The 12,701-nt window shown below is 66.6% G+C and carries 12 protein-coding genes; 7 read left to right on the top strand and 5 right to left on the bottom strand.

Annotated features, from left to right (window positions below):
- Positions 1–2: 2 nt before the first annotated feature.
- Positions 3–1,139 (top strand): aminodeoxychorismate synthase component I, encoded by a 1,137-nt coding sequence (locus API01S_RS07525; RefSeq protein ID WP_061304047.1) that lies wholly within the window; start codon positions 3–5, stop codon positions 1,137–1,139.
- 76 nt (positions 1,140–1,215) lie between these two features.
- The gene (locus API01S_RS07520; protein WP_006217618.1) at positions 1,216–1,848 is read left to right on the top strand and encodes an aminotransferase class IV family protein; all 633 of its coding nucleotides are present in this window, start codon (positions 1,216–1,218) and stop codon (positions 1,846–1,848) included.
- Here the strand turns inward: API01S_RS07520 and API01S_RS07515 are convergent.
- Complete coding sequence (locus tag API01S_RS07515; RefSeq protein WP_061304044.1) at positions 1,829–2,761, bottom strand: LysR family transcriptional regulator; 933 nt, start codon at positions 2,759–2,761, stop codon at positions 1,829–1,831. The genes API01S_RS07520 and API01S_RS07515 overlap by 20 nt on opposite strands.
- A 113-nt stretch (positions 2,762–2,874) precedes the next feature.
- Here API01S_RS07515 and API01S_RS07510 point away from each other — a divergent pair, with 113 nt between their 5' ends.
- Genes API01S_RS07510 through API01S_RS07500 form a run of 3 tightly spaced genes read left to right on the top strand, consistent with a single transcriptional unit; the run spans position 2,875 to position 4,915 of the window.
- Positions 2,875–4,113 carry an aromatic ring-hydroxylating dioxygenase subunit alpha gene (locus API01S_RS07510; RefSeq protein ID WP_006217616.1) on the top strand — a complete coding sequence of 413 codons (1,239 nt, stop codon included), beginning with the start codon at positions 2,875–2,877 and terminating at the stop codon, positions 4,111–4,113.
- A gap of 2 nt (positions 4,114–4,115) precedes the next feature.
- Entirely contained in the window at positions 4,116–4,589 is a 474-nt protein-coding gene (locus tag API01S_RS07505; RefSeq protein WP_039882789.1) for an aromatic-ring-hydroxylating dioxygenase subunit beta, read from the top strand.
- Between the two features lie 14 nt (positions 4,590–4,603).
- A complete protein-coding gene (locus API01S_RS07500) occupies positions 4,604–4,915 on the top strand; it encodes a non-heme iron oxygenase ferredoxin subunit (protein ID WP_006217614.1) in 312 nt (103 codons plus the stop codon).
- A gap of 30 nt (positions 4,916–4,945) precedes the next feature.
- Here the strand turns inward: API01S_RS07500 and API01S_RS07495 are convergent, their stop codons facing one another.
- The 4 genes from API01S_RS07495 to macA are packed head-to-tail and all read right to left on the bottom strand — an operon-like array spanning position 4,946 to position 10,355.
- A complete protein-coding gene (locus tag API01S_RS07495; protein ID WP_061304042.1) occupies positions 4,946–5,788 on the bottom strand; it encodes a tRNA threonylcarbamoyladenosine dehydratase in 843 nt (280 codons plus the stop codon).
- A 10-nt stretch (positions 5,789–5,798) separates the two neighbouring features.
- On the bottom strand, positions 5,799–7,202 hold the full coding sequence (locus tag API01S_RS07490) for an efflux transporter outer membrane subunit (protein WP_061304040.1): 1,404 nt from the start codon (positions 7,200–7,202) through the stop codon (positions 5,799–5,801).
- A 5-nt stretch (positions 7,203–7,207) separates the two neighbouring features.
- A complete protein-coding gene (locus API01S_RS07485; RefSeq protein WP_061304038.1) occupies positions 7,208–9,166 on the bottom strand; it encodes a MacB family efflux pump subunit in 1,959 nt (652 codons plus the stop codon).
- Position 9,167: 1 nt separating this feature from the next.
- Complete coding sequence (gene macA / locus API01S_RS07480; RefSeq protein WP_061304036.1) at positions 9,168–10,355, bottom strand: macrolide transporter subunit MacA; 1,188 nt, start codon at positions 10,353–10,355, stop codon at positions 9,168–9,170.
- A 390-nt stretch (positions 10,356–10,745) separates the two neighbouring features.
- On the opposite strand from macA, the gene API01S_RS07475 reads away from it, so the two are divergent.
- Both API01S_RS07475 and API01S_RS07470 read left to right on the top strand, forming a co-directional pair.
- Positions 10,746–11,954 (top strand): MFS transporter, encoded by a 1,209-nt coding sequence (locus API01S_RS07475; RefSeq protein WP_156329816.1) that lies wholly within the window; start codon positions 10,746–10,748, stop codon positions 11,952–11,954.
- Between the two features lie 2 nt (positions 11,955–11,956).
- The gene (locus API01S_RS07470; protein WP_006217608.1) at positions 11,957–12,619 is read left to right on the top strand and encodes a gamma-glutamylcyclotransferase; all 663 of its coding nucleotides are present in this window, start codon (positions 11,957–11,959) and stop codon (positions 12,617–12,619) included.
- Positions 12,620–12,701 lie beyond the last annotated feature (82 nt).

Below are 12,701 nucleotides of genomic sequence, written 5' to 3'. Positions count from 1 at the left end.
GCATGTATTGTCGTTTTGAAGACCGGCTGGCCGGCCGCGCGCTGAAGTTCGAGGGCTATTGCTCGCGGATCGAGGCGCGCGCCGCCGCCGAGGTCGGCCCCGCGCTGGCCGCCATCGAGGCCGAGCGCCAGCAGGGCCGCTGGGTGGCCCTGTTGCTGGATTACGAATTGGGCGAATGGCTGCTGCCGGAAGCCACGCTGGCCGCGCCTGCGGGGCCTTGGTCGCCTGCGCAGGATGATGGCCGCCCCCGGCTGACCGCGCTGGTGTTCGAACGCAAGATCGACGAAGCCCCTTGGGACGCGCCCGACGCGGCCAGCATGCCGGGCGCCATCAGCCTGCCCGCGCCGCGCATGACCGAAGCCGACTACGTGCGCCAGATCGACGCCATCCGGGGCCTGATCGCGGACGGCGAGCTGTACCAGGTCAACTTCACGCAGCCGCTGGACGTGCAATACCAGGGCGACGCGGCCACGCTGTACCGCCGCATCGCCGCCCGCAACCCCGTCTCGCACGCGGCGTTCATCCAGGATGGCGCGCGCACGGTGCTGTCGTTTTCGCCCGAGCTGTTCGTGCGGCGCGAAGGCGCGCGGCTGACCACGCGCCCCATGAAGGGCACCGCGCCGCGCGATGCCGATCCGGTCGAAGACGCGCGCCTGGGACAAGCCCTGCTGGCCAGCGAAAAGAACCGCGCCGAAAACCTGATGATCGTCGATCTGCTGCGCAACGATCTGGGCCGGCTGGCCCGGCCGGGCTCGGTCAAGGTAGACGCGCTGTTCTCGCTGGAACGCTATCCGACCGTCTGGACCATGACGTCCACGGTGTCGGCCGAGGCGCCGCAAGCCAGCCTGGAAGACGTGCTGCGCGCGCTGTTTCCCTGCGGGTCGATCACCGGCGCGCCCAAGGTGGCGGCGATGCGCCGCATCCGGCAGATGGAAAGCGCGCCACGCGGCCTGTACTGCGGCAGCGTCGGCTGGCTGGCGCCGGACGGCGATTTTTCATTGAACGTGGCGATCCGCACGCTGGTGCTGGACGACGCCGGCCACGGCGTCTACAGCGTGGGCGGCGGCATCGTGCACGATTCGGACCCGGCGGAAGAATGGCAGGAATGCCATTGGAAAGCCCGGATCCTGCGTGCCTGACGCACGCGCTGGATATCCCCGCAACAGCGGTAGTAGCATAGAGCGCGGCCGCACCGCCCTTTTCCAGGAGAGTCCCATGCAACCCGAACTGATCGAGACCATCCTGGTTGACGCCGAACAACGCGTGCCCCTGCTGGCCCGCCATCTGAAGCGGCTAGAAGCCTCGTGCAAGGATCTCGGTTATGGCTGGGGCGGGCGCGCGGTCGAAGGCGACATCATGATCGCCGCCATGGGATTGGTGACGCCCGGCCCGCACCGGCTGCGCCTGCTGGTCGCCCGCGACGGCAGCCGCCACATCCAGACCGCCATGCTGCCGCCGCTGCCCGCCGTGCAGGAAGTGATGCTGGCGCCCGAATCCCTGCGGTCCACCGAGCCGCTGCTGCGCTACAAGACCACGCATCGCCCCTGGTACACCAAGACCATCGAGTGGCTGCCCGCGCATCCGCACATCTTTGACCTGCTCTACCTGAACGAACGCGGCGAACTGTGCGAAGGCAGCCGCAGCAATGTCTATCTGCGCCTGGACGGGCGCTGGTACACGCCGCCCGTGGACAGCGGTTGCCTGCCCGGCGTGCAACGCGGCGAACTGCTGGACACCGACAACGTGCGCGAACGCGTGCTGACGCTGGCCGACCTGCACGCCGCCGAGGAAATCCGGCTGTCCAATGCCTTGCGCGGCTGGTTCACCGTCACGCTGCGGGAAGGCTGACGCGTCCGTCCTGATCGGCGAACTGCTCCACCACCACCTGCCGCAACCATTGGTTGGCCGGCTCGCGATGGTTGCGCGCGTGCCAGAACACATTGATGACCGATTCCGGAATCTTGACCGGACAGGGCGCCGTGGCCAGCCCGAACGGCCCACAGGCGCAGTCGGCAAAGCGCTGCGGCACGACCGCGATCATGTCGGTGGCCTGCAACACGGGCCCCACCGCGATGAAGTGCGGCACCGTCAGCCGCAGCCGCCGTTCGATGCCGGCCTGCGCAATCACCTCGTCCACCACGCCGTGCCCCGTGCCTTCCGAGACGATGGCCACGTGTTCGGCCGCGCGGAACTGCCGGGCCGACACGCCGGAACGCGCCAGCGGATGGTCGCGCCTGAAGATGCACACATAGGGCTGGCTGAACAGCTTGCGCTGGAAAAATCCGCTTTGCAGGCCGGGTAGAAAACCCATCGCCAGATCCATGCGGCCGCGCTCCATTTCGTCGCGCACGTCGATGGACGTAGTGCGCACGGTGCGGATCGTGACGCCCGGCGCGGCCCCGTCCAGCGCCCGCATCAGGCGCGGCAGGAAATAGGTTTCGCCCACGTCGTTCACGCCGATCACGAACGCCCGCTCGCTGCGCGCCGGGTCGAACCGCGCACGCGCGTTCAGCGTGCCGTGCAGCGCCGCCAGCGCATCGCCGATGGGCTGCGCCAGCGACTCGGCGTAAGGCGTGGGCACCATCCCGCGCGAGGTCCGCAGAAACAGCTCGTCGCCCAGCAGCTTGCGCAATCGGTTCAGCGCATTGCTGACGCCGGGCTGCGAAATGCCCAGGCTCTGCGCGGCAGACGACACCCGGCCATGCTTGTGCAATTCATTGAAGACGACCAGCAGATTCAGGTCCACGTCTTTCAGGTTCATGCGCTTGTCTCCACCAATATTGATTCTGGTGATTAGGTTTATTGATCAGATTCTATTTATTTATTTCATCGGGTGGCTGAAGATGCAGCGATAAAAATGCAAGGAGACAAACCATGCCCATCGACCCGCCCTGGCCGGACGACGGTTCCCACCGCATTCCCTTCGGCGTCTACACCGACGCCGCCCTGCACCAGCGCGAGCTGGAGCGCTTCTTCTACCAGGCCCACTGGTGCTACGTCGGCCTGGAAGCCGAAATCCCCAACCCCGGCGACTTCAAGCGCACGGCGGTCGGCGAACGCTCGGTCATCCTGCTGCGCGACAACGACGGCCAGGTGCGCGTGGTGGAAAACGTCTGCGCCCACCGAGGCGTGCAGTTCTGCCGCGAGCGTTCCGGCAACCGCAGCGAATTCGTCTGCCCCTACCACCAGTGGAACTACGACCTGCAAGGCAACCTGATCGGCGTGCCGTTCCGGCGCGGCGTCAAGCAGGACGGCAAGGTGAACGGCGGCATGCCCGCCGACTTCAAGACGGAAGACCACGGCCTGACCAAGCTGGCGGTGGCCTGTCGGAACGGCGTCGTGTTCGCCTCGTTCGACCACGACGCCGAGCCGCTGGAAGACTATCTGGGCCCCGACATCCTGCATTACTTCGACCGCGTCTTCGACGGACGGCAACTGGTGATCCACGGCTACAGCCGCCAGCGCATTCCCGGCAACTGGAAGCTGATGCAGGAGAACATCAAGGACCCCTACCACCCGGGCCTGTTGCACACGTGGTTCGTCACCTTCGGCCTGTGGCGCGCGGACAACCGGTCCGAACTGAAGATGGATCGCCATTTCCGCCACGCCGCCATGATTTCCACGCGCGGCCAGGGCGGCAAGGGCAGCGTGACCAGCGGTGTGTCCAGCTTCAAGGAACAGATGTCGCTGAACGATGACCGCTTCCTGGACATCGTGCCGGAGCCCTGGTGGAACGGCCCCACCGCCGTGCTGATGACGCTGTTTCCCAGCGTCATCATCCAGCAGCAGGTCAATTCGCTGTCCACCCGCCACATCCAGCCCGTAGGCCACGACGCCTTCGACTTCGTCTGGACGCACTTCGGCTTTGCCGACGACACGCCCGACATGACGCGGCGACGGCTGCGCCAGGCCAACCTGTTCGGCCCGGCCGGCTTCGTGTCGGCGGACGACGGGGAAGTGATCGAATTTTCGCAATCGGGTTTTCAACAGAAGCCGTGGCACCGCAGCGTGGCGGAACTGGGTGGCAAGACCGCCGAGAACACCGACCACATGGTGACGGAAACGCTGATCCGCGGCATGTACGCGTATTGGCGCCGCGTGATGGAGGCATGACGATGCTGGACTTTCCGCTTTATTACCGGCTGACCTGCCTCTACACCGATTACGCCGCCGCGCTGGACGCCGAACAGTGGGAGCAGTGGCCCGACTTCTTCCTGGAGGATTGCGTCTACAAGGTGCTGCCCCGCGAAAACCACGAGCGTGGTTTCCCGCTGGCCACCATGGCGTTTGAAAGCCGCGCCATGTTGAAGGACCGCATCTACGGCGCCACCGAGACGATCTTCCACGACCCCTACTACCAGCGCCACGTGGTCGGCGCGCCGCGCGTGCTGTTGGTGGAGGGAGACCGTATCGAGGCCGAAGCCAACTACGCCGTCTTTCGCACCAAGCCCAATCAATTGACCACCGTATTCAACGTGGGGCGTTACCTGGATGTGGTGCGCAATACGCCGGACGGCCTGAAGTTCGAATCGCGGCTGTGCATCTTCGACAGCGAGCTGGTGCCCAATTCGCTCATCTACCCCATCTAGCCAGGACCGCCACCATGACCACGCAATGGATCAAGGCCATCGCCCACGCCGATGTGCCCGAAGAAGACGTCATCGCCGTGCAGGCGGGCGGCCGCGAGATCGCCCTGTACGGCGTCGAAGGCCAGGTCTACGCCACGGACAATCTCTGTACCCACGGCAACGCCCGCCTGTGCGACGGCTTTCTGACCGGCCATGAAATCGAATGCCCGCTGCACCAGGGCCGCTTCGACGTGCGCGACGGCCGGGCCTTGTGCTCGCCCCTGCGCGACAACGTGGCGAGCTATCCCGTCAGGATCGAAGACGGCATGGTGTTCGTGGCGCTGTAAAGACGTGCCGCAGGGACAGGCGACGCGCTTTTACAGCGCCATCCGCAGCGCTTCGTTGGCGGCGGCCATGCCCATGGCGGCCGTCACTGTCACCACCGAGCCATAACCCGCGCAGGACAGGCCTTGCGGCGCTGCCGCCTGCCCGTCCGCGCCCAGATCGTCCTCGCCTTCGGTGGGGCGCGTCCAGGCATCGGGCAGGATGGCGGGCTGGTCGAACCACAACGCATGCACGCCCATTTTCGGCACGCGCTTGAGCGCCTTGCCGTTCTGGTCGGAGGCGCGCGGAAAGCCGTGCTCCCGGCGCAGCTTGTTGCGCAGCTTGGATAGCAGGGCGTCGTTCACCGCCCCCGAAAGATCACCCGCCCGCAAGGCCAGCGGATCGGTCTTGCCGCCCGCGCCGCCGCACAGCAATATCGGCACGCCTATCGCGCGCGCATGCAGGATCATCGCGATCTTGGCGGCGGCCTGGTCGGTGCAGTCGATGATCACGGTATAGGGGCCGGGCAGCACCTGGGCCACGTTCTCGGGCGACACGAAGTCGTCCACGCGCGTAAGCCGGCATTCGGGGTTGATTTCCAGCACCCGTTCGGCCATCGCATCCACCTTGGACTGGCCCAGCGTGGAAGTCAGCGCGTGCAACTGCCGGTTGACGTTGGATTCCGCGATATGGTCCAGGTCGATCAGCGTCAGCGCGCCGACGCCGCAACGCGCCAGCGCCTCGACGGTCCACGACCCCACGCCGCCTAAGCCGGCAACCGCCACGTGCGCACGCTGAAAGTGCGCCGGCGCTTGCGGTCCGTACAAACGGGAAAGGCCGCCGAAACGGCGGTCCAGGTCGGCGGCGGGCGCTTGGGTGGGGTCGGGAAAGTCCATGGCGGCTATTTTAGGGCAAGGCCTGGACCTGATCGTCGCCGCCCAGCGCCCGGTACACCGTCACCTGATTCACCAGGCGATTCAAGCCGTTCTCGTCGCGGGCGATCTCGGCCGTGCGGCGCTTTTCCTGCGCGTCCAGCCAATCCTTGAGCGACACGGCGCCGGCCCGGTAGCGCACCTCGTACAAACGCTCGGCCTCGCGCGCGGCGCGCAGGGACAGCGCCAGTTGCTCGCCCTGCAACGTCAGCTGGGTCCGGTTCGACAGCGCGTTCTCCACATCCGCCATGGCCTGGTACAGGGCCTGCCGGAAATTGACGACGCGTTCTTCGTAGTCCGCCTTCGATATCTTGATGTTCAGCTGCATCTGGTTCCATTGCAGGAACGGCAGCGTCAGGCCCACGCCCAGCGTCGCGACGGGGTTTTGCAGCATGTTCGACAGCGTGGGGCTGGCGCTGCCGACCGCGCCCGTCAGCGTCACGGGGGGATAGAAGCTGCTGCGGGTGGCGTCCACGTTGGCCAGGGACTCGCGCAGCCGCATTTCGGCGGCGCGCAGGTCGGGGCGGCGGCCCAGCAGATCGGCCGGCACGCCGGCGCGCGCCTCGGGCAGCGGATACGGCGGCAAGCGCGGCGGGTTGGCCATGCTGCGGTCGGGCGGCCCGTCGAACAGGATGGTCAGCGCGTTGGTGTATTCCACGCGTTGCTGCACCAGCAGGGCATGCGCGGCCTGCTGGCTGGCCACCGTCTGTTCGGCTTCGGCCAGTTCCAGCGCCGACGCGCCGCCGGCCGCGTACTGCGCGCGCACCAGGTCCTGCGTGCGACGCGCGTAGGCGATGCTTTCCTCGCTGCTGGCGATGCGCTGGTTGATGAACGCGGTCTGCCAATAGAGCGTGGCGGTGGTGCCCACCAGCGACAAGGCGGCGGACTGGCGGTCCTGTTCGGTCGCCAGCGCTTCCCACTGGGCCGCATCGCGTTGGCGCGACAGCTTGCCCCACAGGTCCACTTCGTAGCTGACGGTCAGTTGGGCCTGATTGCCGCGCGTGATGGCGCGGTCGCCATAGAGGTTGCGGTTGCGCGTCAGGCTGGCGTCGCCGCCCAGTTGCGGAATCAACTGGTCTTCGGTCAGGCCCGCCTGGTATTGGGCGCGGCGCACACGGATGGCGGCGGCGGCCAGATCATTGTTGCGCGCCAGCACCGCATCGATCAGGCCATTTAGCACCGGGTCGTCGAAATTGCGCCACCATGCGCCGCCCTGGGCCAAGGGCGCCTGCGCGTTCGCCGGATCGCCATAGGTCCAGGCGGCAGGCACCTGGGTCAGCGGGGGTTCGTAGTCGGTGCGCAGCAGGCTGCCGCATCCGGCCAGCGCCAGAAGCAGCGCCAGCGCAAGAGGTTTGCAAATCGGGGAAACCGCTTTCATCGTCCTCATTCCCGGGCCAGCGCCTCGACGGGATCCAGGCGCGCCGCGTTGCGCGCCGGCAAATAGCCAAAAAGCACACCGATCAGCGTCGAGCACGTAAATGCCGCCACCATCGATGCCGTGGAATAAATCATCTGGAACGAACCGCCCGTGGCCTTGGACACCAGCACGCCCAGGGCCAGCGACAGGATGATGCCCATCGCGCCGCCGATCAGGCAGACCAGCACGGCTTCGATCAGGAACTGCTGCATGATGTCGCTGCGCCGCGCGCCCACCGCCATGCGCACGCCGATCTCGCGGGTGCGTTCGGTGACGGACACCAGCATGATGTTCATCACGCCGATGCCGCCCACCATCAGCGAGATCAACGCAATCAAAGACACCAGCAGGGTCATCGTGGCCGTGGTGCGTTCGATGGTCTTGCGGATGGCGTCCGTGTTGAAGACGAAGAAATCCTTCACCACGTGGCGGCGCATCAGCACGCGCTCGATGGCCTTTTCGGCGGCGGCCGGCGGCGTCGCGTCGCTGACGCGCACCGTGATGCTTTTCAGATGCTGCTGGCCCAGCACGCGCGACAGCGCCGTGGTGTAGGGAATCCAGACGTTCAGGGATTCGTTGTTGCCGAACATCGATTCTTTCTTGGCGGTCACGCCGATCACCCGCGCCGGCATGGATCCCAGGAAGATGACCTGACCGATGGGTTCCGTGTGCGAGCCGAACAGGGTGCGCCGCGTGCCTTCGTCGATCACCACTTCCTGCGCGCGCCGCAACACGCTGGTCTCATCGAAGAACTTGCCCTCCGCCAACTGGATGGCGCGCACGCGGAAGTATTGTTCGCCCACGCCCTGGATGGAGCCGTTGACCGACACGTTGCGGTAGCGCAGCGTGTTGCTGGTGGCGACCTCGGGCGTGACGCTGTCCACATAGGGTTCGCGCGCCAGGGCGTCGGCATCGGCCGCGACCAGTGTGCGGATGTTGATCGCCTTTTCGTCGCCGAAATCCTTGCCGGGAAACACTTCGACCGTATTGGTGCCGATGGCGCTGATGTCTTCGAGGATCTTGCGTCGCGAGCCCTCGCCCAGCGCCACCACAGACACCACGGCGGCGATGCCGATGATGATGCCCAACATGGTCAGCGATGTGCGCAGGCGATGCGCGTTCATCGACAGCAAGGCCATGCGCAAGGCTTCGCCGCAGCGGTCCAGGTACGACTGCCAGGCCGGCCGCTTGGGCAGTTCGGGCGGCGCATCGCGCGCCGCGTCATGGCGCGGCGCGTCGGGGTTGCGCTTGTCCGCCACGATCTCGCCATCGCTGATCTCGATGATGCGCTGCGCGTGCCGCGCCACGTTCATGTCGTGCGTGACGATGATGATGGTGTGACCGGCGGCGTTCAGCTCTTCCAGGATGCGCAGCACTTCCTGGCCGGTGTGCGTGTCCAGCGCGCCGGTGGGCTCGTCCGCCAGGATGATGTCGCCGCCGTTCATCAGCGCGCGCGCGATACTGACGCGCTGCTGCTGGCCACCGGAAAGCTGGCCGGGGCGATGCTCGGACCGGTCAGACAGGCCCAGCCGCGCCAGCAATTGCAGGGCGCGTTCCTGGCGAGCCTCGCGGCGCTTGCCGGCGTAGACGGCGGGCATCTCGACGTTGCCCTGCGCCGTCAGGTCGGACAGCAGGTGATAGCGCTGGAAGATGAAACCGAAATGCTCTCGGCGCAGTTCGGCGAGCTCGTCCGGGTCGAGCTCGCCCGTGCTGCGGCCGTCCACGCGGTAGTCGCCCCGGGTCGGGCGGTCCAGGCAGCCCAGGATGTTCATCAGCGTGGACTTGCCCGAGCCGGACGCGCCCACGATGGCCACCATCTCGCCGGCTTCGATGGTCAGGTTGACGTCTTTCAGGACGGCGATGGTCTGGTCGCCGGCGGGAAATTCCCGCCGCACCCCGGACAACGCGATCAGCGGTCCGCTCATGTCAGGCCCCCGGCTTGGCGGCGACGGCCGGCGCGGAATCCGCCGACACGACCCGCTCGCCTACCTCCAGCCCCTCCAGCACCTGCGCCTGGACGTTGTTGTTCATGCCGATCTTGACGTGGCGTACTTCCGTCTTGTTGTCCTTCAGGACGACGCGCACGGCATAACGGCCATCTTCGCCGCGCTTGCCCAGCGCCGAGGCCGGCACCACGACGACGTCGCGCGCTTCGCCCAGCACGATGAACACCTGCGCGGTCATCGAGATGCGCAGCTTTTCGTCGGGGTTGGGCACGTCGAACAGACCGTTGTAATAGACGGCGGCGGTGGTCGAACTGCCGGTGGACGAGGTCAGCGAGCTGGTCGCGTCGTCTTTCTGGATGGAGTCGGGCGCGGGCTCGACGGCGCGCAAAGTCGCCTCGTAGCGCTGGTCGGGTTCGCCAAGAATGGTGAAGTACACGGGCAGGCCGGGCTTGACGCGGGTGACGTCGGCCTCGGAGATCTGCGCCTTGATCGTCATGGTGTCCACCTGCGCCACCTTGATGATGGTGGGCGCGCTCTGGATGGAGTTGACGGTCTGGCCTTCCTTGGTCACCACCGCCACCACCTTGCCGTCGATCGGCGAGACGATCCGCGTATAGCCCAGGTTGACCTTGGCCGTGTCCACCTGGATCTCGGCCTGCGCGATCTGGGCGTCCAGCGACGCGATCTCGGCACGGGTCACGCCCAGCGTGGCTTCGGCGGATTCGTACGCTTCGCGCGAGCTGGCGTCGGCGGCCAGCATCTGGCGCTGCCGCTTGTAGGCCAGTTCGGCCTGCTTGAGCATGGCGACCTTCGCGGCCCGTTCGGCGCGCCGGGTCTGCAAGGCCGCCTCGGCGTTGCGCAGATCGTTCTGCTGGGTCAGGTCATCGATTTCGGCCACCAGTTGGCCTTTCTTGACGCGGTCGCCCAGTTCCACTTTCAGGGACTTGAGCTGGCCGGTCGCCTGCGCGCCCACGCTGACCCGCTCGATGGCGTCCAGCGTGCCGCTGGCCAGCACGCTGTCTTCCAGATTGGCGCGGGTGACGTCGGCCACGGCGAAGGTCGGCGGCGGCGGAGCCGAGAAGAACATGGCGCGCACTGCCCAGCCTCCCAACAGGACGACGACGGCGATGAGCGCATAACGCTTGAACTTACTGCGGGACTTTTTCATTGCACCTGGTGATGAGTGGCGAGCAGGCGAGCGTCACGCAAGCCTGGGTCGCCATCCTAACTGAGTGGTCTCGCAGGGCGATGACCGGTGAAGGCAAAACGGTGAATCGGTAATGCGGTGAAAAAACAATCGGTCGGACCCGCACGGGCGCCGCATCCGATTGTTCCGTTGCAAGAACGATACAACGGCCGGGACGCACGGGTGAACCGGCCAGCAACCGCTACGCGGAACTTGCCGGGAACGTGCGGCGATCTTGCCCCCTAAGCGCGCGACTTGCCCGCTAGATGGCGGCTAACTCGCTAGCGTGTTCAGAAACACTATGCGGCACTGCAAAAAACCCACGCCTCGACATAGGGCGACGATCCGCCCAGAATGACCGCAGTTAACGCCGTGTCTACCTCCAACAGATCCCCCTCCTCGCCCTCTGGTTCCCCGGAATTTTCCGGGGCGGTGCTGCTGTGCCTGTTGGCGATGATGAATCACGTGGCGCTGACGGGTGGCCGGATCACCGTTTCGCTGACCGCGCTGCAAATGGGGCTGTCCACCTTCAAGGTCGGCACGCTGGTGGCGGTGTTCGCGGTGCTGCCGATGCTGTTTTCGGTGCGCGCGGGCCGATGGGTGGACAGGGTCGGCATCGTGCGCCCGCTGGTCATCGGCACCACGCTCGTGGCTGTGGGCACCGCGCTGCCTTTCATCTCGCAGACGCAGACCGCGCTGCTGATCGCCTCCTGCTGTATCGGCATCGGCTTCATGCTGCATCAGGTCGCCACGCAGGATCTGCTGGGCCACGCCGAACCGGCGCAGCGCCTGCGCAATTTCTCGTTCATGTCGCTGGCGCTGGCGGGCTCCGGCTTTTCCGGCCCGCTCATTGCCGGCCTGGCCATCGATCACCTGGGCACGCGCACGGCGTTCGGCCTGCTGGCGTTGGGGCCGATCCTGTCGGGCATCGGGCTGTACACCATGCGCCACCAGCTGCGCGCGGTGGATTCCCAGCTGTCAGGCGCCAAAGAAGCGCAGCGCCGCCGCGTGACCGAACTGCTGGCCGTGCCCGCCCTGCGCCGGATCCTGATGGTCAATACGATCCTGTCGGGCGCCTGGGACACGCATTTGTTCGTGGTGCCCATTTTCGGTGTCGCCATCGGCCTGTCTGCGACGACCATCGGCGTGATTCTTGCGTCGTTCGCGGCGGCAACTTTCGTTATCCGGCTGGTATTGCCGCTGATCATGCGCCGGGTCCGGTCCTGGACCCTGGTGCGGGTGGCGATGGCCACCGCCGCCATCGACTTCATGCTTTACCCGCTGTTCACCGACGTTACCGTCCTGATCGTGCTGTCTTTCATCCTGGGTCTGGCGCTGGGTTGCTGCCAGCCGAGTATGCTGTCGCTCTTGCACCAGCATTCTCCGCCCGGTCGCGCGGCCGAGGCCGTGGGCCTGCGCATGGCGCTGATCAACGGCTCTCAGGTCTCGCTGCCGTTGACCTTCGGCGCGCTGGGTGCGGTAATTGGCGTTGCCCCCTTGTTCTGGGCCTATTCGCTGGCCTTGATGGCGGGCGGATGGGCCAATCGAAATCCCCCGCTAGAGTCTGACCGGAACCCTTAGTCGTGAACACGCAGTCCCCTTCTTCCGCCCCCGGCGTTGCCGGCGCCAGCTTGCCCTTTCGTCTGTGGACCCCCGAAGAAAGACAGGCCTCGCTGGAAGATGCGCTGCGCCATTGGCAAGCCGGGGAAGATGTCTGGGTATATGGGTACGGATCACTGATCTGGCGGCCCGACTTCGATTTCATGGAGCGCCGGCTGGCCACCTTGCGCGGCCACCACCGCGCGCTGTGCCTGTGGTCGCGGGTGAATCGGGGCACGCCCGAGTGCCCCGGCCTGGTGTTCGGGCTGGACCGGGGCGGTTCGTGCCGGGGCGTCGTCTACCGCCTGGCCGGCAGCCAGGTGCCCACGTATTTCCCGGCGCTCTGGGAACGCGAGATGTCCACAGGCGCGTATCTGCCCCGCTGGATCAACTGCACCACCGAGACCGGCACCGTCCGCGCGCTGGTGTTCATCATGAACCGCGACAACCCCGCCTACATCCGCGCCCTGCCCCAGGAAGAGCTGCTGGCCATCGTGCGGCGGGCGGCCGGCCGCTATGGCCCATGCACGGATTACGTGGTGCAGACCGCCCAGGCGCTGCGCGCGGCCGGCATCCATGACGCCCGCCTGGACGCCATCGCGCGCCTGCTGGAGGAAGACGGCCACACCCTGCCCGAAGGGGCCTGAGCCCGCGATGCGCCTTCCTGCCCGGGGAAACATCCCCAGGGTCTGCGCGGGGTCAAAGGGCGGGCGGTGCCCGGGGCGGTAT

It is taken from the genome of Achromobacter piechaudii NBRC 102461 (assembly GCF_001571245.1).
GTDB lineage: Bacteria > Pseudomonadota > Gammaproteobacteria > Burkholderiales > Burkholderiaceae_B > Achromobacter > Achromobacter piechaudii.
This window is presented reverse-complemented; position numbering and strand designations above follow the sequence as displayed.